General features: G+C 61.4%; 19 protein-coding genes. 11 read left to right on the top strand and 8 right to left on the bottom strand.

Translation table 11 applies throughout. From position 1 onward, the window contains the following. The first annotated feature begins 1 nt into the window (after position 1). Positions 2–1,099, top strand: a complete 1,098-nt coding sequence (locus U1A53_RS25960) for a PilT/PilU family type 4a pilus ATPase (protein ID WP_322284818.1) — start codon at positions 2–4, stop codon at positions 1,097–1,099. Between the two features lie 69 nt (positions 1,100–1,168). On the opposite strand, the gene U1A53_RS25965 is transcribed toward U1A53_RS25960, so the two are convergent. Then, complete coding sequence (locus tag U1A53_RS25965; RefSeq protein WP_322284819.1) at positions 1,169–1,351, bottom strand: hypothetical protein; 183 nt, start codon at positions 1,349–1,351, stop codon at positions 1,169–1,171. Between the two features lie 155 nt (positions 1,352–1,506). Here U1A53_RS25965 and U1A53_RS25970 point away from each other — a divergent pair, with 155 nt between their 5' ends. The 3 genes from U1A53_RS25970 (at position 1,507) to U1A53_RS25980 (ending at position 5,749) form a co-directional block, all read left to right on the top strand. Next, complete coding sequence (locus U1A53_RS25970; protein WP_322284820.1) at positions 1,507–2,931, top strand: OFA family MFS transporter; 1,425 nt, start codon at positions 1,507–1,509, stop codon at positions 2,929–2,931. 146 nt (positions 2,932–3,077) lie between these two features. After that, positions 3,078–4,376: an FtsX-like permease family protein gene (locus tag U1A53_RS25975; RefSeq protein WP_322284821.1), complete on the top strand. Its 1,299-nt coding sequence runs from the start codon at positions 3,078–3,080 to the stop codon at positions 4,374–4,376. Between the two features lie 65 nt (positions 4,377–4,441). Continuing rightward, positions 4,442–5,749, top strand: coding sequence for an FtsX-like permease family protein (locus U1A53_RS25980; protein WP_322284822.1), 1,308 nt, complete (start codon positions 4,442–4,444; stop codon positions 5,747–5,749). Positions 5,750–5,866: 117 nt separating this feature from the next. Here U1A53_RS25980 and U1A53_RS25985 read toward each other — a convergent pair whose 3' ends face one another. Next, on the bottom strand, positions 5,867–6,439 hold the full coding sequence (locus U1A53_RS25985) for a hypothetical protein (protein WP_322284823.1): 573 nt from the start codon (positions 6,437–6,439) through the stop codon (positions 5,867–5,869). A gap of 215 nt (positions 6,440–6,654) precedes the next feature. Beyond that, a complete protein-coding gene (locus tag U1A53_RS25990) occupies positions 6,655–8,430 on the bottom strand; it encodes a DUF3592 domain-containing protein (RefSeq protein ID WP_322284824.1) in 1,776 nt (591 codons plus the stop codon). Positions 8,431–8,506: 76 nt separating this feature from the next. Between U1A53_RS25990 and U1A53_RS25995 the strand changes: the two genes are divergently transcribed. Next, a complete protein-coding gene (locus tag U1A53_RS25995; RefSeq protein ID WP_322284825.1) occupies positions 8,507–9,184 on the top strand; it encodes a TIGR02206 family membrane protein in 678 nt (225 codons plus the stop codon). Positions 9,185–9,299: 115 nt separating this feature from the next. Further along, complete coding sequence (gene speA, locus U1A53_RS26000; RefSeq protein ID WP_322284826.1) at positions 9,300–11,237, top strand: biosynthetic arginine decarboxylase; 1,938 nt, start codon at positions 9,300–9,302, stop codon at positions 11,235–11,237. A 97-nt stretch (positions 11,238–11,334) separates the two neighbouring features. On the opposite strand, the gene aat is transcribed toward speA, so the two are convergent. Together aat and U1A53_RS26010 are read right to left on the bottom strand one after the other, a co-directional pair. Continuing rightward, positions 11,335–11,910: a leucyl/phenylalanyl-tRNA--protein transferase gene (gene aat, locus U1A53_RS26005; RefSeq protein ID WP_322284827.1), complete on the bottom strand. Its 576-nt coding sequence runs from the start codon at positions 11,908–11,910 to the stop codon at positions 11,335–11,337. A gap of 59 nt (positions 11,911–11,969) precedes the next feature. Further along, entirely contained in the window at positions 11,970–13,862 is a 1,893-nt protein-coding gene (locus tag U1A53_RS26010) for a hypothetical protein (RefSeq protein WP_322284828.1), read from the bottom strand. A 110-nt stretch (positions 13,863–13,972) separates the two neighbouring features. On the opposite strand from U1A53_RS26010, the gene U1A53_RS26015 reads away from it, so the two are divergent. From U1A53_RS26015 to U1A53_RS26030, 4 genes are all read left to right on the top strand, one after another. Continuing rightward, positions 13,973–14,545, top strand: a complete 573-nt coding sequence (locus U1A53_RS26015; protein ID WP_322284829.1) for a CDP-alcohol phosphatidyltransferase family protein — start codon at positions 13,973–13,975, stop codon at positions 14,543–14,545. 29 nt (positions 14,546–14,574) lie between these two features. Further along, positions 14,575–15,951: a ribosome biogenesis GTPase Der gene (gene der, locus U1A53_RS26020; protein ID WP_322284830.1), complete on the top strand. Its 1,377-nt coding sequence runs from the start codon at positions 14,575–14,577 to the stop codon at positions 15,949–15,951. 78 nt (positions 15,952–16,029) lie between these two features. Then, a complete protein-coding gene (locus tag U1A53_RS26025) occupies positions 16,030–17,028 on the top strand; it encodes a cobalamin-independent methionine synthase II family protein (RefSeq protein WP_322284831.1) in 999 nt (332 codons plus the stop codon). A gap of 16 nt (positions 17,029–17,044) precedes the next feature. Next, positions 17,045–17,449 (top strand): hypothetical protein, encoded by a 405-nt coding sequence (locus U1A53_RS26030; protein WP_322284832.1) that lies wholly within the window; start codon positions 17,045–17,047, stop codon positions 17,447–17,449. Positions 17,450–17,466: 17 nt separating this feature from the next. On the opposite strand, the gene U1A53_RS26035 is transcribed toward U1A53_RS26030, so the two are convergent. Beyond that, positions 17,467–18,198, bottom strand: a complete 732-nt coding sequence (locus tag U1A53_RS26035) for a hypothetical protein (protein ID WP_322284833.1) — start codon at positions 18,196–18,198, stop codon at positions 17,467–17,469. Beyond that, positions 18,195–18,785 (bottom strand): RNA polymerase sigma factor, encoded by a 591-nt coding sequence (locus tag U1A53_RS26040; protein WP_322284834.1) that lies wholly within the window; start codon positions 18,783–18,785, stop codon positions 18,195–18,197. The genes U1A53_RS26035 and U1A53_RS26040 overlap by 4 nt, the downstream gene beginning before the upstream one ends. Positions 18,786–18,903: 118 nt before the next feature. Here U1A53_RS26040 and mpl point away from each other — a divergent pair, with 118 nt between their 5' ends. Further along, on the top strand, positions 18,904–20,289 hold the full coding sequence (mpl, locus tag U1A53_RS26045) for a UDP-N-acetylmuramate:L-alanyl-gamma-D-glutamyl-meso-diaminopimelate ligase (RefSeq protein ID WP_322284835.1): 1,386 nt from the start codon (positions 18,904–18,906) through the stop codon (positions 20,287–20,289). Here mpl and U1A53_RS26050 read toward each other — a convergent pair. Continuing rightward, a complete protein-coding gene (locus U1A53_RS26050; protein ID WP_322284837.1) occupies positions 20,286–21,602 on the bottom strand; it encodes a L,D-transpeptidase family protein in 1,317 nt (438 codons plus the stop codon). The two genes, mpl and U1A53_RS26050, sit on opposite strands and share 4 nt — an antisense overlap. Between the last annotated feature and the right edge of the window lie 129 nt (positions 21,603–21,731).

The following is a 21,731-nucleotide window of genomic DNA, read 5'->3' on the forward strand; positions in this document are numbered from 1 at the left end:
CATGCGCACGCACGATCTCATCGAATACCTCTACATGGTCATTGAGCGTGGAGGCTCTGACATGCACATCAGCTCCGGCAGCCCGCCGATGGGCCGCATCAACGGCATCCTGCAGCCGATGACCGAGGAACTGCTGGATGTCAGCGATTTGCGCGAACTGATTTTCGGCGTGTTAAAGGAAAACCAGCGCGCGAAGCTGGAGCAGGAATGGGAGCTGGACTTTGCCATTCAGGTGGAGAACCTCGGCCGGTTTCGTGGCAATGCCTGCTATGTGCTTGGACGCATCGAGGCGTCTTTCCGCTACATTCCCAGCGTGATCCCTGAGCTGCGTGACTTGGGCCATGGACCGACGGTGGAAGGCTTCACACAGTTGCGCGACGGGCTGATCCTGGTCACCGGCACCAGCAACTGCGGCAAAACCACCACGCTAAGCTCCATGACGCAGCACATCGCACGCACGCGGCGGGCGAACATCGTGAGCATCGAGGATCCCATCGAATATTTGTTTGCCCACGAGAACAGCCTGGTTCGTCAGCGCCAGGTGGGCTCGGACACGCACTCCTTTGCCGCCGCCATCAAAAGCGCCCTGCGTCAGGACGCGGATGTGATCGTCATCAGCGAACTGCGCGACTTGGAGACGATCCGCACGGCGCTGACCGCTTCTGAGACGGGCCATCTGGTGATCAGCACGCTCCACACGCAGGACGCGCCCGGCACCATTTTGCGCATTCTTGACGCCTTCCCGGAGGAGCAGCAGGACTTCGTGGCCTCACAGCTCGCGGGATCTTTACGTGGCGTGATCTGCCAGTCGTTGTTATCGCGGCGGGATGAACCGGGCCGAGTGATGGCCTCCGAAGTGTTGGTGGGAAATTCAGGCATCGCCGCCTGTGTTCGTTCCCGACGCCTTGCCCAGCTCGCCAATCTCATCCAGATCGGCGCGGTAGATGGCATGCATACCATTGATGACAGCCTGATGCATCTGGCCAACCACGGATTCATCGGTCTCGAGGACGCCCTTATCCGCGCCCGTGACGATGACTTTGTGCGCCTCGGTCACGAGAAATTCATGCGTGAGCGAGATGGTGTTAAAAGGCGCTGAACGCCCAGCAAAAAGCGGAACCGGTCTCCCGGTTCCGCCTTTCAAACGCTGAGGCTGTCAGCGCAGTGGTTATTGCTTGTTCTTGGCGTCGAACTTGGCTTTGCACTTCTCGCAGCAGAAGGCGACGGTTTTGCCGTCTTTGTCTTTGCTGGTGATGCTGGAATCAGCAGGCTTGCCGCTGATGGGACATTTGTCGGCTGCAAGAGCGACGGAGGCAAAGGACAGAGCGAAGACGGTGATCAGAGTTTTCATCGGATGTGTGTGTGGTTGAATGGCCCCGGCGAAATTGCCGGAATACCCCACGAACGTATGAAACCCGGCGTTTCTTGTCGATCTTTAATCTTTCCTTGCCAGAACGCCCGCCGACCCCCTAAAACACGCGGCGTAACCGTCATTCCCGACCCATCATGAGTTTCCTCTCCCGCGAAGCCACCATCGCCAAACCCGGATTCAGCCGCTGGCTCGTCCCTCCCGCCGCCGTCGCGGTTCACATGTGCATCGGGCAGGTGTATGCCTTCAGCGTGTTCAACAAGCCGCTCAGCGCGGAGTTGGGAGCAACGGTTTCCCAGGTGAACTGGGCCTACATGATCGCGCTGATGATGCTGGGCATTTCGGCGGCGGTTTTCGGCAAATGGGTGGAGCGATCCGGCCCGCGCAAAACGATGTTGGCCTCCTGCTGCTGCTTCTGCGGCGGCCTGCTGCTCGCCGCTCTCGGGGTGAAGCTCAAAATACTCTGGCTGATTCTCTTCGGTTACGGCTTCATTGGCGGCATCGGCTTGGGCCTCGGTTACATCTCGCCCGTCTCAACGCTGGTGAAATGGTTTCCCGACCGCCCCGGCATGGCAACGGGGATGGCGATCATGGGCTTCGGCGGAGGGGCGCTCATCGGTTCGCCGCTGGCGCAGGAATTGATGAAGTTGTTCACTGCAGGAGCAGATGCCACCGCAGGTGCCGCCCTCAGTTTTGATCAACGCCTGTTCGCCAGTCTCATCGCTCCCCTGAAGGAACCACTCAATGCGTTGGCGTCCGGCACCTCATCGGGCGCGATGCAGGCGCTCATCACCATGGCGGGGATTTATGCCTGCTTCATGCTATTCGGCGCTTTCATCATCCGCGTTCCCGCTCCAGGCTGGAAACCGGAGGGCTACGAGCCCAAAGTGGCCGCCTCCCATGGCATGATCACCACCGCCAGTGTCTCCGTCGATACCGCGTGGAAGACGCCGCAGTTCTGGCTGCTGTGGACGGTGCTGTGCATGAACGTCAGTGCCGGCATCGGCGTACTCGGCCGCGCGGCGGACATGTGCATGGACATGTTTGGCGTCGGCGTGGCCATCGGCGCGGGTTTCACCGGACTGCTGAGCATCTTCAACATGGGCGGGCGCTTCGTCTGGTCCTCCACTTCCGACCTCATCGGCCGCAAGGCGGTTTATTGCGTCTATTTCATCCTCGGTGCCGTGCTCTACGCCATCCTGCCCTACACGCAGGAGACACAAAACCGCACGCTCTTCGTCATCTGCACCGCGCTCATCATCAGCATGTATGGCGGCGGCTTCGCCACGATCCCCGCTTATTTGAAGGACATGTTCGGAACCTACCAGGTCGGCGCGATTCATGGCCGCCTCATCACCGCCTGGAGCATGGCAGCCGTCATCGGCCCCTCGCTCATCAACGGCTTCTACGACAGCCGCGTCGCTGCCGGTGTGCCGAAGGCGCAGGCCTACAACGGCACCTTCTACCTCATGTGCGGCCTGCTAGGCGTCGGCCTCATCGCGAATCTGCTCGTCCGCCCCGTCGATCCGAAATACCACGTCAAAGAAATGCCCCTCGCCTGATTTCACGCCATGAAAGCCGTCCTCATCTGGATCATCGTCTCCACCCCGTTGCTCTGGGGTGTCACCCAGTCCGTGAAAAAATCGCTGCCGCTGTTTGGGGTGGAAGCAGTTGCCAAGTAGTCTGCGCATCGCTTTGATGCGCCGCCATGCTTTCGAACGTCACCCTCTTCCTCGCCCGACGCTATCTGCGTGCGAAGCGTTCGTTCGTCTCGGTGATCACGGTCATCTCGATCCTCGGCGTCGCGGTGGGCGTGCTGATGATGATCGTCGTCAGCTCGGTGATGAAGGGCTTTGAGGGCGAGTTTCGCAAGGTCTTGATCGGCTCGGAGCCGCACATCCTGCTGCATCCGCAGGGCCAGAAGCCTGCTTCAACCAAAGCGACAGCAGATTTGCTCGCCCAAGTGCATGCGCAGCCGGACGTGCTCGCCGCGAGCAGCTACATCCGCGGCGTCATGTATGCGGAGCGTGAGGGGATGCAGTCCGGCATGGATGTCTTCGGACTGCCGGAGGACGGCGCGAAGTTTTACATGGCCAAGATCGCCAAACACCGCTTCGAAGGCTCGCTGGAGTTGCGCCACGGCGGCGTGGTCTGCGCGGATTACATCGCGGGACAGCTCGATGCGCATCCGGGCGACAAAATCAGCGTCTATGCCTCCAGCAACGTCACCAGCGCCGTGCAGCGTTTCCGCATCGCCTCCGACGAGCAGGATGAGAAAAAGCGCCACGACTCCTACAAGGACATCAAGCTGCATGCGAAGGAGATCATCCTGCAAGGCAGTGTGCGCGCCGAAACCGCCGGGGCCTACGGCTACACCACGCTCGAAACCGCCCAGCAAATCTTCGGCTTCGGCGATCAAGTCAGCGGCGTCCTGATCGAATTGAAGCAACCCGGCGAGGTGAAGGACGTGATCAAGCGCTTCACCGACGCGAAAATCCTCCCCGCAGGCTGGAGCGCCTCGCTGTGGACGGATGCGGGCGATGCGCGCCTCGCCGCCATGAGCAACGAGCGCGTCATGATGTGGATCGTGCTCCTGATCATCGCCGTCGTGGCCGCGTTCTCCGTCATGAACACCACGATCACCGTCACCACGCAGAAACGCCGCGAGATCGGCGTGCTCACGGCGCTCGGGTCACAACAGAGCCAGATCATCGGCATCTTCGTCGCGCAGGCGGCCTTTGTGGGCACGCTGGGCACGCTGACCGGCCTCACTCTCAGCGGCCTGGTGCTCTGGCTGCGCGATGACATCCGCCTGGCCATCGCGATCCTCAGCGGCGGGAACACCGATTCGGCCGCCGGCATGTTCCTCTCCACCATCCCGGCGCAAATCGAGCCTTGGTTCATCCTCGCCACCTGCCTCGGCTCCATCACCCTCTGCCTCCTCGCCGCCCTGCCACCCGCATGGCTCGCCGCCCGCGTCGATCCCGCCGTCGCCCTCCGCGATTGATTTCAAATCCTACTCTTCCCACCATTCGTCATTCCGCATTCGTCATTCGACATTCCCTCCCCCTCTTGAACTCCGCCCCCCTATTCCTCGCCCTGCGCTACCTGCGGCCCACGCGTTCGTTCATCTCGGTCATCACCGTGATCTCGATGCTCGGCGTCATGCTCGGCGTCGGCGTGCTGGTGTTTGTGATGTCCGTGTTCAGCGGCTGGCAGCGCGAGTTCCGGCAGATGCTCATCGGCTTCGAGCCGCATGCCATGGTGCAGCCGATGAACTCGCGTGACGACGCCCCCCAATCACCGGACTGGCGCGAGCTGCGCAAAACCCTCGCCGCGCGTCCCGAGGTCGTTTCCGCCGTGCCGGTGGCGGAAGGCGTCGTCGTCGTCGAGAACGAGGGCAATCTGCAAGGCGTCAGCGTCATCGGCATGGCGGATGAAGCGGACAACGGCCTGCTGCAAAAGCTCCGCAAGCACCTCAAGGAGGGCAAGTTCGACCTCCAGGGCGATTCCATCGTCCTGAGCGACAAATTCGCCCGCGACATCGGCGCGAAAATCGGCGACACGCTCGTCGTGCATGCGGCGGACAGCGTGAACCAGTTCATCCGGCAGGTGCGCGAGATTCCCGAGGACACCGAGGAGAAAAAACGCGCCGAAGCGCTCGACAACGTCACCGTGCTGTCGAAAGACCTCACCCTTGTCGCCACACTGCGAGCCGACACCGCCGGGTTGCGTGGTTACGTGCCGCTGCACATCGCGCAGGAGTTCTTCAACCTCGAAAGCAATGTCAGCGGCATCGAGCTGGAGTTGAAGGACCCGGACAACGCCGAACCGCTCATGGACGCGATCTACCGCTCCGGCGCGATCCCCGAGACCTGGGGCTGGCGCACCTGGATGCAGGAGCATGGCATGATGCTCGAATCCGTCGAAAACCAGCGCACCATGATGTGGTTCCTGCTGCTCTTCATCATGCTCGTCGCCGCCATCTGCGTGATGAACACCACCATCACGGTGACGGTGAAAAAGCGCCGCGAGATCGGCATCCTCACCGCCCTCGGCACGCGCGCCTGGCAGATCATCGCCATCTTCGTGTCACAAGCCGGCATCGTCGCTCTCTTCGGCGTCGTGGCCGGCCTTGGCGGCGGATTCTTCTTCCTCAGCATCCGCAACAACCTGCGCGATCTCATCTCGAAGCTCACCGGCCGCGACATCTTCCCGCAAGATATCTATTTCCTCTCCAGCATCCCCGCCCACACCAACCTCGGCGACCTCCTCACCATCTGCACCACCGCCGTCGCCCTCTGCCTCATGGCCGCGCTGGTGCCCGCATGGTTCGCGGCGCGTGTTGATCCGGCGGTGGCGTTAAGGGATGGTGGTTAACGACCCCAAGCTCAGCGACCGCAGAGTGCGGCGCGGCACCTGCATGGTGGGCGGAAAGGCGGCGGAAGCAGGGCCGTGACGCACGGAGCGGTCGCTGCAGCGCATAGGCGTTTTCGGTCACATTGCTATGGGCTTAGGCAGGTGCTCCTCGACGAGGCGCCGTCGATAGTCGGCGAGGAACGCGGCTACGAGAGAAACGGATACGGCGAACGTCAGGAGCCAACTGAAACGAGACGCACCGGTGCCAGGAAGTGGAAACCAAAGCGTCGCAATCGTGGTGGCAAGTAACGTGGCCCAAGCGACGCAGTAAAGGAGATGAACCTGATCTGCCCACTCATCAAGGTGACACTGGACGCTTTTCTCGTCTTGGCGGCGCTCCCAGCGGGCCACATCGCGGGAAATCTCACCTGGAAGCGGTTTGAACGGGTTATAGTAGTGGGCTCCTTTGCGCTTCGGTCGGCCGAGTGCGAGCCATAATGCTGCGCGGCCAAAGGCTGGATAAATAAGAGAGCGGTGAACAGCATAGATGAAACTTCCCGCGAGCAACGCGATAACGAATAGAACCGCAGCGGAATCAACGGTTGGCAAGCCATGAGAACCACGGCTGTAACGAAAGACCCACACGAAAGCGCCGCCGCAGAAAAAGTGTCGGAAAAGCTCGGGAAGGCTGAGAGTTTCGAGTGTTTTCATGGACGCGAGGAAACGTCTAACGGTGCGCTCTGAAACAAAAATATGGGTTTGTCACGGAGCTAATTTATAGGCGGCATTTTTCGAGGGTTGGAGCAGCAAGTCGAGACAAATATTGCCTTGTCTCGGAACTCGATGCAAACCGACACAAGTGTTGCCCAACCCATAGAATTCGGAGCCAAAGCAACAGAGGCCAGAGAGTCGTCGGCACTCCATCATCACCCACGCTTCCGCCAATCCTCCAGTCGCTTCGCCAGCGTCTCCGCCGTGACGGATTCGGTGATGCCATCGATGAGCGTCTTGGTTTTGCCGAAGGTCGTCTCGGCGCGGACGCGGTAGTAGAACTGGTTGCCGGACTGCATGTTCGTGTCATGCGTGAAGCCGACGAAGTGGCGCGGCGCATACGTTTCTTTCCAGGAGTAAAAGGGACCGACGCTATGCTGAATGCGCAGCTCATCCGCCGTGATCTCGACCAGCCGCCGGTGCAGCAGCGTCCACAATCCGCCGCCGATGATCAGCGGCGAGGTGATGCCCCAGATGATGCGGAAGATCCACGGCGCGCCCTTGCTTGCCATGACAAGAAAAACGGTGAGCCAGATGGCACCAAAGATGAGCAGGAAGATGCTGAAGGCGCGAAAACGGCCCGGCGGGCAGTCGATCAGCGTCGGAATGCCCGCCGCGTCGAACTCCGCATGCACACCGCGTATTTTCATCCGCTCCACCAACTGCTCCGTGCTCGGCGCGATGACCTCGACCTCGTGGCTCGAGTCAGATTCGGCGAGTTTCACCTCCTCGCCGGTGACAAACACGGGCAGCGGCAGCACAGCGGCCTTGCCACCGCTGGCGGACCTGACTTCGAGGCTCCACTCATGCCGTTCGCCACCACCGGTGATGAAGGCGGCGTCCTCGACGATGGCGCACGGCAGACCGCGCGGAATCTCGATGCGCAGCGGCAACGCCACGCCGCTCATCTCCCGCCGCGCTTCCCCGGCGGAAAGCGTCTCCGTGTGCTCCCAGATCGTCTCGGTCACGGTGGAGATGCCTTTACCGGCACGGCGCGTGATCTTGCGCTGGCAGAGCAGCCGCACTTGGATGACCTCACGTGGCGAGAGCACGCGATCCAAGCGCAGTTCGCCTTCCAACGTGTGTCCAGGGCTGACCGGCGTTTGTTTGAGCCAGAGCGACGGTTTGCCGAGTGCCTGCCGCGTTTTGTAGCGTTTCCAGGCCAGCGATAAAGGAATCAAGGCCAGCAGCGATGGCAGCAGCGCCAGCGCGGCCAAAGGTGATTGCGACAACTCACCGCTGACGATGATCGCCAGCGCCAGCGGTGCCTGCACCAGCAGGATCCAGCCCGCGATGCCGAGAATGAAGGGCAGGCCGTTCTTCGAGGCCTGGATCGTCTCTCCGCTCCATTCTGGCCGCCAGCGCCACGGTTCACCAGGATGCTGCGCCTCCAGTTTTCTGCCAACGCCGGCCTTCCGCGCCTCCCATCCGGCGCCGATTGAGACGGCGAAGCCTGCGAGCGGAAAAACCATCGGGAAGACGGACATCATCAGCATCAACCCCCAGCGCAGCTCACGAAACAGCACCGCCTGCTCCGGCTTCGCCGGATTCACATAGCAACGGAACGGACGGTCCTTCCCCTCGAAAGCACGGATCTGCGCGTGCGCCCTCTCTTGAAAGTCACCGATGTTGTCCGAGCCGCCGGAGAGGCTCACTTCCTCGCTGTGATAGGTACGGCCATGGTATTGATAGCGATAACTCGCCTCCGTCTTGTAGGTGGTGCCGCCTTTGCTTCCGCGTGTGGCTTTCATCTCCGCATTTTCAATCCAGCACGGCACCTCCTCCCAGCCGCGAGCCGACCACCAGGTGCTGATCACTGGAAAGTACAGAAACCAGCCGATGGCCAGGCCGGCGACGATGAATGGCAGGCCAAACAGCATCGCACAACCGCCGCTGAACTGTTTCACGGGACGCACGGCGTTTGAGGACATTCGGTTCATCTTCAGCATGCGCGCAGCTTTGCACAAACCGGCTGACATCCGCAACCATCTCGTGCCATGATGCGCGATGCCCCCCCAGTTTCACCCTTTCGGCACCTCGCACCATGTGGTGCTCGTTCTCACGGCCGTGCTGCTCGGGTTGATGCTGGTCATCGCACGAACGCGGTTCGCGAGCGCGGCGGAAAAAACACTCGGCACCGTGCTGCTGCTGGTTTATCCCGCCACGCTCACAGGCCATGCGTGGGTCGGCTCGCTCAATGCGCAGACGCTGCTGCCGCTGCAATACTGCGACATCGCCTGCCTTGCGGGAGGCATCGCCCTCTGGACGCGCCGGCAGTTCTTCTGCGAGATCGTGTACTTCTTCGGCATCGCGGGAACGTCCCAAGGCCTCATCACTCCAGCACTGCAGTTTGATTTTCCCGATCCACGGTTCTTCGCCTTCTTCGCGCTGCACAGCGGGGTGACGATCGCGGCGGTTTATGTCGTGACCGGTTTGCGCTACCGCCCCGCCCCCGGCGCGGTATGGCGGATCATGACGTTCTCCGTGTCCTGGTATGCCGTCACGGCCGTGATCAATGTCATGCTGGGCACCAACTACGCCTTCCAGTGCGCGAAACCGGTGAATGCGAGCCTGTTTGACCAGCTCGGCCCATGGCCGTGGTACAACTTCAGCACGATCGGTCTCGGCGTGGTGTTTTACTCCGTGCTCTACCTGCCCTTCGCCTTCCGCAAACCCACGCCTTGACCTGCTTGACCACCCCTTGACTTTTTGACCGCGTCCTCGTCCGAGATGTCGCTTTGCATTTCCCGATTTGCCCCCATAATCGCGGCCCTTGAAATCCCATCCCCCGCTCACCGCCATGAAAGCCCCCGCCTGGTCCATCGAAGAAAGCGCCGACCTCTATGGCATCCACGAATGGGGACATGACTACTTCGACATTTCCAAGCAAGGCGAGGTCGTGGTGAAGTTGAAGGACGGCAAGAAGACGAAGCCCGTCTCGCTCGCCTCCATCGTCAAAGGCCTGCGCGAGCGCGGCACGCAGCTCCCGCTGCTCATCCGTTTCGGCGATCTGCTGCGCTGGCGCATCGACGAGCTGAACGAGGGCTTCGCTTCCGCGATCAAGGAAGGCAAATACCAGGGCGTCTATCGCGGCGTGTATCCCATCAAGGTGAACCAGCAGCAGGAAGTCATCGAGGAGATCACCCGCTACGGTCGCAAGTATCACTACGGTCTTGAGGCCGGCAGCAAGCCGGAGCTGATCGCCGCACTGAGCTACATGCATGACCCGGAGGCCTACATCGTCTGCAACGGCTACAAGGACGAGGAGTTCATCGACCTCGCGCTGTACGCACAAAAGATGGGCCTGCAGGTCATCCTCGTGCTCGAAATGCCCACCGAGCTGGATTTGATCCTCCAGCGCTGCAAAAAAATGGGCGTGCGTCCGACCCTCGGCGTGCGCTTCCGCCTCAGCGCGGAAAGCGCCGGCCACTGGAGCGGCTCCGGCGGCGATGCCAGCATGTTCGGCCTCAACATCTCGCAGCTCATGCACGTCGTCGATCAGTTGCGCGACAAAGGCATGCTCGACTGCCTGCGCATGCTTCATTATCACCAAGGCTCGCAGATCCCCAACATCCGCGCCATCCGCCAGGCCGTGACGGAAGCGACACGCGTTTACGTCGGCCTCGTGCAGGAAGGCGCGCGCATGGGCATCCTCGATCTCGGCGGCGGTCTCGCCATCAGCTACGACGGCCTCAAAGGCGCCACCGAAGGCAGCAGCAACTACGGCACCAAGGAATACTGCGCCGACATCATCGAGGCGATCACCGAAGTCACCGCCGAGGCCGGCGTGCCGCATCCTGATCTCATCACCGAGTCCGGCCGCGCCATCGTGGCCTACTACTCCGTTTTGATCATCAACATCCTCGACATCAACCGCTTTGAGCCGCGTGAAGGCATCGCCGATGTCGAACTCGACAAGGACGCCCCTGCCCTGCTGCGCAATCTCTACGAACTCCGCATCGATGCAGAAAAGAACGCCAACAAGACCTCACGCGACCGCCTGCAGGAGATCTACAACGACGCCGTCTATTACCGCGACAAGCTGCGCAGCGAGTTCAACTACGGCAAAGTGAACCTGCGCGAGCGTGCGCATGGTGAAGAACTCTATTGGGACATCCTCACCTGGGTTTCCACCATGCGTGAAAAATGCGAGCACGACGGCAGCCAGATGGAGCGCCTCGACACCATCCTCACCGATTTCTATTACGGCAACTTCAGCGTGTTCCAAAGCCTGCCGGACTTGTGGGCCATCGACCAGATCTTCCCGGTCATGCCGATTCATCGCCTCAAGGAAAAACCCACGCGCAATGCCGTGCTCTCCGACATCACCTGCGACAGCGACGGCAAGATCGACAAATTCGCCCACTCCAGCGGCATCAACCCCAGCCTCCCGCTGCACGATCCGGAAATCGAGAAAGGCCACGAGTACATGCTCGGCATCTTCCTCGTCGGCGCGTATCAGGAAACCCTCGGCGACCTCCACAACCTCCTCGGCGACACCAATGTCGTCAGCGTTCGCGTGGACAACGGCAAGGTGAAGTACAGCCGCGAACTTGAAGGTGACAGCGTCTCCGAAGTGCTCAGCTACGTCGAATACGACCCCAAAGACATGCTCACCCGTTTCCGCAACCTCGCCGAAAGCGCCGTCATCTCCCGCCGCATCACCGCCACCGAGCGCCGTGAGATCATGGAGAGCTTCGAGGCCGGTCTGCGCGGCTACACGTATTTCGAGAGCTAAGTCAAAGCGTAGAGCATAGGGCGAAGGGCAAAGAGTCGCGATTTGGTTTTTGCATGCCGCAAGACGACTCTACGCCCTCAGCACTTCGCCCTTCGCTTCATGCAAACGTCGCCTTCCGCAGGATCGCCCGCTGGAGCAGTTCCAAATACTGCGCGCAGGGGATTTCGTGCCCGCCGAACATCGCGAGATGCGGCGTGGTCCATTGCGTGTCATGCAGCAGGTAGCCGCGCTGGTGGAGACGCCATTGCAGATGCGTGAGCGCCACCTTCGACGCCTGCGGCTCGCGGCTGAACATCGACTCGCCAAAAAACGCCCCGCCGATGCTCACGCCATACACGCCGCCACGCAGCTTGCCATCACGCCAGACTTCAGCGCAATGCGCAAAGCCCAGACGATGAAGCTCCTCGTAGGTGTCCATGATCGTGTCCGTGATCCATGTCTCCTCACGGTCCGCACAACCACGGATCACATCGCCAAACGCCGTGTTCCAGCGCACTTCGAAGGGATGCTGCTTCAAATAACGCTCGAACCGCCTCGGCACATGAAACTCCGCCACCGGCAGGATGCCGCGCATTTTCGGCCGGTACCACGAGATGGAACCGTCGTCCTCCCCCATCGGGAAGGCGCCCTCGCAGTAGGCGTTCAGCAGGTCCACAGGCTCGATTTTCGGCATGGCGGCGAGCTTCCAGTTTCACGCCTGATATTTCAAGCGATGTGATCCGCGCTTTCAGCTTATTTGGCCGCAGGCCAGCGCCTGCCGTCCTTGAGCTGGTAATCGACGACTGGATTTCCACTCTCAAAGTTCATGCCAGTGAGCCTGGCAGTGGTCTCTGAGTCTGGAGGAGGCGGCTTGAGGCCTTTTGCAAGAGTTTTTTCGTGCTGCTTCAGAAAGGCGATCCATGCGGCGCGCATTTGAAATCGTTGCTCACGGGTGAAGTTGCTGTTTCCACCGCGACCGCCGCCCAGCGGCAGATCCATGGTGCCGCTGACCAGCGCATGCACCGAGTCCACGAGATGCTCCTTCACCACAAGAGTGTCCGCCACGGCCTGCCACAACTCCATGCGCGCACCGCAGGCATTCGCGGCATCCATGGCCGCCACATGCACGCGCTCCACCCGGTCTGTTTCGACGATCTGGCACAAAGGGTGAATGAAATCCTTGAGCGCGGATTTTTGCGCCACTTCGCACGCCGCGACGAGCACACGCGGATTGTCGTCCTCAAGCGCCTTGAGCACCGATTTCACGGCGGTGCTGCTCAAAGGCAGCGGAATGGCGCGCAGGGCGCTCTCCTTCAAGGTGGCAGGCCCGTTTTCGACCCAGGTGAGCATGCTGTCCTTCCAGCGAGGGTCCGCAGGTTTCGGCACCGAGTCATCAGCGTACTCTCGAAACTTCGCCACGAGCAACGCGGTGCCACCCGGCTGCGGCGACCGCCAGCCGCGCTTGCGCAGGCCATCCAGCGCGGAGAGCAGCGCCGGTTCCGGCAGAGAAGGGTACAGCGCCGCCGTGTCCTCACGCCGGATGTCACGCCATTTGTCGAGCGACTTTTGCAGCGCTGCGAGCACGGCCTGCCCGGCCTTCTCCTGTCCGCATCCTTCGATGAGCAGGGCCGCCGCGCTGACAATGTTCGGCTCCGTGTGCAGCAGCAGCCGCGCCGCCTCCTCCGCCACCGGCACCGCAAACTCCTCCCGCCATGACTCCGGCAGCAAAGGCTCGATCTGAAAGGTGTCGCCGCCCCACATGGAGCGCACCGCAGGATGTGACGTATCTTTTGAGTCCGGCACTCGGCGCACGAGCTGGCTCAATGCCTCCGACTGCACGCGGGAAGGCTCATTCTTCAGCAAGGCGATCAACGCCGCCGTCGCCTCCGCCGTGGCGATGTGGCCGAGGCCGGAGACCGCCTCGGCGGAGCCGCCCAGCGCCGCCTCTCGCAACGCGGGCAGATACACCGGGTGCCGCAGCACGCACAGCTTCGCCTGCGTGACATAATCGAGCGGCTCCTCACGCATTGGCGGATAACTTCTGCCTTGAAAGGCCACATGTGTCGGCGTGGCCTGTTTGCCGGCGATGATGGCCTTCACCAATTCCGCCGCCTGTGCTGGTGCGGGCTCGGCAACAACGATGGTGGCCGTTCCAAGCGGATGCGGCTTCTTCTCGTCACGCTGCCAGCCAAGATCGTGGCCTGCGGTCACGGTGTAGGTTCCGGCCTTGGGAAAACCCACATAACGGTCCAGCGGAAACTCGATCTCCTGGGTTCCACCCGGATTCACGGTGCGCGGCCCGATCAATCCACCGCCACCCATGCCGTAATTCTCATGCGTGAGTTCGCGCAGCGCCTTGCCAGCGGCATCGCGCACCCGGACCTTCATGCGCTGCGGGAATCCGGTGGCGCGATAATCACCGCCGGTGGTGATCTCGAACGCCTGCGTACCCAGGTTGCGAATGACCAGCCTGGCGGGGATTTGTCCGCCGATCACGGCCTTTTCCGGCAGCACCAGGGAGACCTGCGCTCCATCCGGCAGTTTCAAATCCTTCCACCCGCCAGCGCTAGGATAATCGAGCGGCAGTTCCTCCGCGGCCTTCGTGAGGATCGGAATGAGCAGGAGAACAGAGAACAATCGCTTCATGGCAGAGGTTGGGTGTGTGACGAATGGGCAGGATGAATCACCTGTTTGCCAGCGCAAAGTTTGCATCCCCCTGCTTGAACTTTGAATCATGTGCCCTGAACGTTCCGAACGTGAACCTCGCCACCCAGATCACCATCGTCCGCATCCTGCTGATCCCCGTTTTTATCGGGCTGGTGATCTATTATGGCGACAGCGTGCGTGCTGGTGCTGCCAATGAGACGCTGCGCCTGTGGGCCGCCGCTGTTTTCGGCATCGCATCCCTCAGCGATGCTCTCGACGGCTGGATCGCCCGCCGTTTCAACCAGCGCACACGGCTCGGTGCCATCCTTGATCCGCTGGCGGACAAGCTGCTCATGCTCTCCGCCATCATCCTGCTGAGTTTCACCTCCTGGCGGCAGCATTTCCCGCTGTGGTTTCCGGTGCTGGTCATCGGCCGTGACTTGCTATCCATCGGCGGGGCGTTTTTCATCGACCACTTTGCGGGTAAATTCACCATCCACACACACTGGACGGGCAAAGTGGCCACCTTTGCCCAGATGGCGGCCATTCTGTGGATACTGCTCGATCTCGTCCCATCCATGCTCATCTGGCCCACGCTTTTTGCTGCCCTGTTCACCGCTTTGTCCGGCTTTATCAATCTGGTTGACGGCGTCCGGCAGTTGAAAGCCGCCGGGGCCGATTGACGCGGGCGCTGCCTAGTGCTCCTTGAACAATGCTCAAAACCGTCGCCATCGTCGGACGCCCCAATGTGGGCAAGTCCGCGCTCTTCAACCGCCTCGCCGGCAAAACCATCTCGATCGTCCACGATCAGGCCGGTGTGACGCGGGATCGCATCACCGCGCAGTGCCGCCGTGGCCCGGCGTGGTTCGAGATCATGGATACGGGCGGCATCGGTGCCAGCACGGACGACGTTTTGACCGACCAAGTGCAGATCGAGGCCGCCATCGCCCTCGATGTGGCCGACCTGTTGCTTTTTGTCGTCGATGTCGTCGATGGCATCACCACCATCGACCAAAGCCTCGCCCGCGAGCTGCGCCGCACCAGCAAGCCCGTCATCCTCGTCTGCAACAAGGCCGATTCACCCAAGCGCAAGCTCAACGCCGGCGAGTTCACCAAGTTCGGCTTCCAGGACAGCGTCGAAGTCAGCGCCGCGCACGGCCATGGCATTGATGACCTCGTCTCCCTCATCTCCGAGCGGCTCGACCTGAAGGAATCGACCGAAACCGAGGATGCCAAGACGCATCAAAACATCCGCCCTCTCAAGCTCGCCATCGTCGGCCGTCCGAACGCCGGCAAGTCCTCGCTCGTGAACGCCATCCTTGGTCAGGAACGTGCCATCGTCAGCGAAGTCCCCGGCACCACGCGTGACGCGCTCGACATCCAGGCCACCTGGAACGGCAAGCACTACCAGCTCATCGACACCGCCGGCATCCGCCGCCGCGCCCACCTCGACACCGTGGTCGAAATCTCCAGCGTCGAACGCAGCGTGCAGAGCATCAAGCGCGCCGACCTCTGCCTGCTGGTCATCGACTGCGCCGCAGGAGCGAAGATGCAGGACCGCAAGATCGCCCAGATTATTCTGGAGGAGCGCAAGCCCTGCATCCTCGTCATGAACAAGTGGGATCTCTTCCATCCTGACGCCAAGCAGAAGGACCGCATCGAGTTTCTGGATGAGCTGATGCGCCGCGAGTTCTTCTTCCTCAATTACGCCCCGCTCGTCGCCATCTCCGCGAAGAACAAGGAGCACGTCGGCAAGCTTTTCGTGCAGATCGAAAAAGTGCGCAGCGGCTCGCAAAACCGCATCGGCACCGGTGCTCTGAACCGCCTGCTGGCCAACGCCATCGAAAACACTCCCGGTGCCCTGGGCCGTAGCACGCACAGCTTCAAGCTGCTCTATGCCACGCAGGTCAACGAAGCCGAAGGCTTCGCCATTCCTGTGCCGCACTTCGTCCTCTTCGCCAATCGCGCCTCGAAACTCACCGACAGCTACATGCGCTACCTCGAAAAGGTCATCCGCGACGAATGGAGCGCCCCCGGTGTCCCCTTCAAGATGAGTGTGCGTGGCAAAGGGCCGAAGAAATCGAAGTAGCTTTGTTGGATGCCTGCCTGCCTTTGGATTTTGGCACTCATGTCTTCCAACATCCGACGTTGATGACTAGTCTGCTGCATGGCCACCATCCAGACCACCACCGTCGGCTCCTATCCTGTTCCTGACTGGCTCAGCGCCCTGCCCAGCGAAGCAGCCGTCATTGATGCCACTCGCGTCGTCTTCGACACGCAGCGCCAGGCGGGCATTGATCTGCCGACCGATGGCGAACTGTATCGCTTCGATGTCAATCATCCCGACACGAACGGCATGATTGAGTATTTCGTCCACAAGCTCGGCGGCATCGACAGCCGCGTGGGCCGTGAAGACACCGCCGCGTTTCGTGCCAAGCATGAGATGGCCTTCCGCAGCAAGCCAGCCGCCGTCGTGCGTGGCCCCATCACCGAAGGCGTGCTCAATCTGGCCGAGGACTGCGCCCGTGCGGGCAAGGTGGCTGGTGGACCGTTCAAGTTCACGCTCACCAGCCCCTACATGCTCGCCCGCACCTTGCTGGACACGCATTACAACGACTTCGCCGCGCTGAACATGGCCATCGCCGATGCTTTGGCCGCGCAGGCCGCCGATTTGCAGTGCGACTGCGTGCAAGTCGATGAAGCCAACATCCCCGGCAATCCCGCCGATGCTCCCATCGCCGCCGCGGGCATCAATCGCGTGCTCGATGCGGTCAAAGGCACGAAAGCCGTCCATTTCTGCTTCGGCAACTACGGCGGCCAGACGATTCAGAAAGGCGAGTGGGCCGCGCTCATCACGTTTTTGAATTCATTGCGCGCCGATCACCTCGTGCTCGAACTCGCACATCGCCCCGCTGCTGATCTAGACGCGCTCAAGGAACTCGACCCAAAAATCGGCGTCGGTCTCGGCGTCGTGGACATCAAGGTGAACCACGTCGAATCCGCCGATGAAATCGCCCACCGCATCGAAGCGGCGGAGAAAAAGCTCGGTGCAGGCCGCGTGAAGTTCATCCACCCCGACTGCGGCTTCTGGATGCTCAAGCGCAGCATCGCCGACCGCAAGATCGAGGCGCTGGCGAAAGGACGTGACAGGTTCGCGGGGCGGTGATTCACTCGCCTCACCCATGAAACGTCTCCTTGTCCTCTCCTTGATGATCGTACTTCCATCCTGCGCCAGCATGATGAACAGCCACCGCATGAAGGCCGCGCAGCGCAAGATGCTCGACACGCGCAAGCTCCAGCAGGCAGGACAATGGGACGAAGCGCTCGCCATGGCGGAACGCATGCACGCCAGCGTTTCCAAATCCATCACCAGCGCTCCTGCGCAGAAGACCGCTGGCGGAGCCGAGGTTGATTTGCGCCCGCTGCTGGCTGGCTGGACGAATGGTTCCTTCGCCGAGCTCAAAACCGCGCTGCAGAAGAAAGATGCGCGTCATTCGACCCACGCTTTCGCCTCGCTGCGTCAGCAGTGCATCAACTGCCACACCGTGCTCGGCAAGACGCAGGTGCAGGTGAGTGAGATTCCGTGAAGAAAACGCCTCTCAACTCACGTCAGCCCAAACAGCTTCTTCAGCGCCGCCGCGTCCGCCGTGGTGGCGAGCATGAAGGCGTGCGAGCCGTGGTTCCAGGAAGCATAGCGCCAGTTTTTGGCGGATTTGAAGCAGGGAGCGTCGTCAGCGGGGCCGTTGCTGAGATTGGTGTTATCCAGGACGACGAGGTGGGCCTCCTTGCCGGGCTGAAGCTCAAAACAGATGATCGTGGCGGCATGACCGTCGATCTGGACGCGCTTGCAGCCATAGGTGCGCAATCCGGCCAGCGCAGGAGGCAGCGCGCTCGGGCACGGACATTCGGCCAGCGTCAGATGTTTCTTCACTGCCTCCAGGCTCTCCGCCCGCTCATCGAGCCTCATCACGCCATACTCGACCTTGGCCACAGCGGCGAGCGATTCAGACTCCCAGGCGGCCATGGCACTGTTTCCGGGCCACAGCAGGATCCAGCCAAACAAAACGCAGGCCGCGGCGGCGATGGCGGTGGGTGTGATCCAATGCACGGGACGTTTCGCGGGCGTTTCCGCAGCGCGGAGGATGTTTTCACGCAACCCGGCCGTCACGGGCAAATTCGCGAGGACTGCGGCGACTTCCTCGTCAAAAGCCGTGCGCTTTTCATGCCATGCGGCCAGTTCCGCGTCGCTTTCGAGCATCGCGCGGGCCTCCGGCGTCGCGTCCTGCGGGCGGAGCGTCGTGGCGTCGAGTTCGAGTCTGGCTTCTTCGCGGTTCACGAGGTGAATTGGGCAGGGATGATGTTTTCTTCGAGTTGGAGCAGGATGGAGCGGAGATGGTTCTTCGCACGGGAGAGGCGGGACATGACGGTGCCGATGGGGATGCCGAGCGATTCGGCGATTTCACGATACGACAGTTCCTTGAGGTAAAACAGCACCAGCGGTGCGCGGTAGTTCGGATCGAGTTGTTCGAGCGCCTTTTGCAGTGTGGCACCATCCACGCGGGGATTTTCACTCTCGTCGCTGTTATGGGCCACGCCGTGCAGCTCGGGCTCAAATTCGACCTGCTCGTGCTTTTTCTCCCGCCGGGCGATGCTGAGCCACTCGCGGTAGATCGTGGTGAAGAGCCAGGTCTTCACCTTCGAGGTGTCGCGGAGCGTGTGGCCTTTCTTCGCCCACTGCAAAAACGTCTGCTGCACCAGGTCCTGTGCCGTGGCCTCGCTGCGGCACATGCTCAGCGCGAAGCGGTGGAGGCCCTGGTAGTGGGCGTCCACGATCTGCTCGAAGCTGGGCGGAGAATCGGTCACGCGGCGTGCTATCGGGCGGTATGCAGGCAGTTCAATGCCAAAATCGAGGGTGAGTTCCATGAGGGCATGCGAGCCATTTCGACATGGGAGTGGCGCTGGGCGTGATTATTCCCGGAAAGCTGAACTTTTCACGGGCAGGGCCGGAAAGTCCGGCTTAAATCAGCCTGCTACCCCCCTCATGGCACCAACCACCAAGCACATTCATTTCATCGGCATCTGCGGCACCGCGATGGGTTCGACTGCGGTCGCGTTACGGGCTCTGGGACATCAAATCAGCGGCTCTGACGAGAAAGTGTACCCGCCCATGAGCGATGTGCTGAGTAACGCGGGCATCACCGTCACCGAAGGCTATAAGCCGGAGAATCTGCCGCTGAACGCGGATGTGTATGTGGTGGGCAATGCGATCTCACGCGGCAACGCGGAACTCGAAGCGCTGCTGGAAAAGAAACTGCCGTATGTCTCGATGGCGGAGATGCTGAAGCGCGAGGTGATCCAGGGCAAACGCAGCTTCGTGGTGAGCGGCACGCACGGCAAAACGACGACGACGACAATGCTGGCGTGGATTTACGAGCATGCGGGCAAGAACCCCGGCTTCATGATCGGCGGCGTGCCGGAGAATTTTGAATCAGGCGCGCGCTTCACGCATTCCGACCTCTTTGTGATCGAGGGAGACGAGTACGACACGGCCTATTTCGACAAACGCAGCAAGTTCCTGCACTACCTGCCGGAGTGCGCGATCGTGAACAACATTGAATTCGATCACGCGGACATCTTTGAGAATCTGGATGCCATCCTGCTCTCGTTTCAGCGCTTCCTGAACACCGTGCCGCGCAACGGCCTGGTGCTGATCAATGGGGATGATCCCAACTGCCTCACGCTGCGCGCCAAGTGCCCTGCCCCGCTCAAGACGGTCGGTCTGGGGCCGACGTGTGACTTCCGCATCAAGATCACCCGCGTGACGCCTGAGAGCACGCATTTTGAGATCAATGGCGATGCGTTTGAGGTGCCAATGGTGGGTGAGTTCAACGCGCGCAACGCGGCGATGTGCGTGTGCGCGGCCCGTTTCGCCGGATTGAGCGACGATGCGATTCGTGCGGGCCTGATGAGCTTCCGCGGCATCCGCCGCCGCCAGCAAGAACGCGGCACGACGCACGGCATCACGATCATCGACGACTTCGGCCATCATCCGACGGCGATCCGCGAGACCCTGCGCGGCCTGCGCCAGCGCTACAACGGCCGCCGCCTGTGGGCGCTGTTTGAGCCGCGCTCGAACACGAGCCGCCGCAATGTGCTGCAAAATGAATTGATCGAGGCTTTGACCGAGGCCGACGGCTCCGTGATCGCCGCCGTGGCAAATCCCGAGAAAGTGGCGGCGGATCAACGATTGGACACGGCCAAGGTGGCGTTGTCAGTAACTGCACGCGGCAAGCCGTGCTGGTTTGAAGCGAACACCGAAGCGATTGTGAGCCGCCTGAAGAACGAAACACGCACCGGTGATGTGATCGTAGTGTTCAGCAACGGCGGCTTCGACGGCATCCACGACAAGCTGCTGAAGACGCTTTAATAAACGATCTGCACCTCGTCACCCACGCGGACCTGGCTGAAAAACTGTTTCGCCTTCTCATGGGGCAGCCGGATGCAGCCATGCGAGGCGGGACGTCCGGTGACGTAACCGCTGTGCAGACCGATCGCCCCGCAGTTCAAACGCATGAACCAGGGCATGGCGACGTGATAAAGCGTGGAGGTGTGGGTGGTGTGCTTGTCCGTGATCACGTAGCGGCCTGCGGGTGTGCCATAGCCTTCGCGTCCGGTTGAAACAGAGGTGCTGTTGATGATGCGGCCCTCCTTCATCACCCAGGCGCGCTGGCTGGAAAGATCGACGGTGACGAGCGTGTCCGGCTCAGAATCAGGATCACGGCCCAGCAACACGCGCATAAGAAACAGATAGCCCTGCGTGGCGGCGAAATTGATCGGATAACGATGGTAGCGCGTGGTGCCGAGGCCGGCCTTGGCACCCGCGCGCATCAGAGTGACCGCGCCCTCCACATCACCACGCGCGGCACAGCAGATCAGCGGCGTGATGCCTCGATCACTCTCCATGGCATTGCGCAGATCCTTGATCATGCAGCGGTCAATGAGCTGCTTGGCCACGGGCGTTTTGAAACGCGTGTTCGGATCGACCCCCGCATCGATCAGAGCCTCCAGCACCTCCACGTTGCGGCGGAGTGACGCGATCGCGATGGGCGGCTGCTTTTCATGCGCAGGCTGGTTCATGTCCACCCCCGCGAGCGCGAGCACGCGGACGCATTCAGCGCGCCCCATGCGCACGGCGGCGCAGAGCGGCGTGTCTCCGCTCAGGGTCGTTTCATTGGGCGGGATACCCATCGCGATGAGCTTCGCGAGATGGGCGGAATCATCATTGAGCACGGCTTGGTACGCCTGCGGCAGCGCGTCCGTGCGCGGCATCAAACGCGTCCAATGTTCGGTGATGGGATCGAAAACCGGACGCCATGCGGGCGCTTTGACAGCCATGACAGGCGCTGGCTTGCCCGGCTTCGCGGCCGAGGTCGCCACAGGTTCCGTGCTGGCTGGCTTCGCTGAATTGGCAGGTTTCACCTTCTCGGCTTCAGCAGCACGTCTGAGCGCGTCTTTTTCGGCGGTGGATGGAGCGATCTTCGGCACCGCAGGAGTGAAGGTCGCATCGACAGGCAACGCAGCCCGAATCTCAGCGGAGACTACCTCGCTCAATTTGCCCTGGCGCACCTTGGTAACCGCAGCGGTGGGCAACGTGACTGTTCCGGGCCGGAACATTTCGTGGTTCTTCAAAAAGTGGATGATGCCGCCACAAACTCCCACGCCAACGAGTGGCGGGAGCACGCAGGCACCCAACATGTTGAACCACTTATTTTTCATTTTTGAGTCACAGGCCTGCCATTCATAACAAAAATGACCGGGGTGTCGAGTGTCGTTTTTGATGAGCGCAGACCATGCCAGCATGCAAAAGCG

Source organism: Prosthecobacter sp. (assembly GCF_034366625.1).
GTDB lineage: Bacteria > Verrucomicrobiota > Verrucomicrobiia > Verrucomicrobiales > Verrucomicrobiaceae > Prosthecobacter.

Coding starts and splice junctions, on each gene's coding strand:
- U1A53_RS25960 (WP_322284818.1), top strand. CDS start 2: ATGCGCACGCACGATCTCATCGAATACCTCTACATGGTCATTGAGCGT.
- U1A53_RS25965 (WP_322284819.1), bottom strand. CDS start 1,351: ATGAAAACTCTGATCACCGTCTTCGCTCTGTCCTTTGCCTCCGTCGCT.
- U1A53_RS25970 (WP_322284820.1), top strand. CDS start 1,507: ATGAGTTTCCTCTCCCGCGAAGCCACCATCGCCAAACCCGGATTCAGC.
- U1A53_RS25975 (WP_322284821.1), top strand. CDS start 3,078: ATGCTTTCGAACGTCACCCTCTTCCTCGCCCGACGCTATCTGCGTGCG.
- U1A53_RS25985 (WP_322284823.1), bottom strand. CDS start 6,439: ATGAAAACACTCGAAACTCTCAGCCTTCCCGAGCTTTTCCGACACTTT.
- U1A53_RS25990 (WP_322284824.1), bottom strand. CDS start 8,430: ATGTCCTCAAACGCCGTGCGTCCCGTGAAACAGTTCAGCGGCGGTTGT.
- U1A53_RS25995 (WP_322284825.1), top strand. CDS start 8,507: ATGCCCCCCCAGTTTCACCCTTTCGGCACCTCGCACCATGTGGTGCTC.
- speA (WP_322284826.1), top strand. CDS start 9,300: ATGAAAGCCCCCGCCTGGTCCATCGAAGAAAGCGCCGACCTCTATGGC.
- aat (WP_322284827.1), bottom strand. CDS start 11,910: ATGCCGAAAATCGAGCCTGTGGACCTGCTGAACGCCTACTGCGAGGGC.
- U1A53_RS26010 (WP_322284828.1), bottom strand. CDS start 13,862: ATGAAGCGATTGTTCTCTGTTCTCCTGCTCATTCCGATCCTCACGAAG.
- der (WP_322284830.1), top strand. CDS start 14,575: ATGCTCAAAACCGTCGCCATCGTCGGACGCCCCAATGTGGGCAAGTCC.
- U1A53_RS26025 (WP_322284831.1), top strand. CDS start 16,030: ATGGCCACCATCCAGACCACCACCGTCGGCTCCTATCCTGTTCCTGAC.
- U1A53_RS26030 (WP_322284832.1), top strand. CDS start 17,045: ATGAAACGTCTCCTTGTCCTCTCCTTGATGATCGTACTTCCATCCTGC.
- U1A53_RS26040 (WP_322284834.1), bottom strand. CDS start 18,785: ATGGAACTCACCCTCGATTTTGGCATTGAACTGCCTGCATACCGCCCG.
- mpl (WP_322284835.1), top strand. CDS start 18,904: ATGGCACCAACCACCAAGCACATTCATTTCATCGGCATCTGCGGCACC.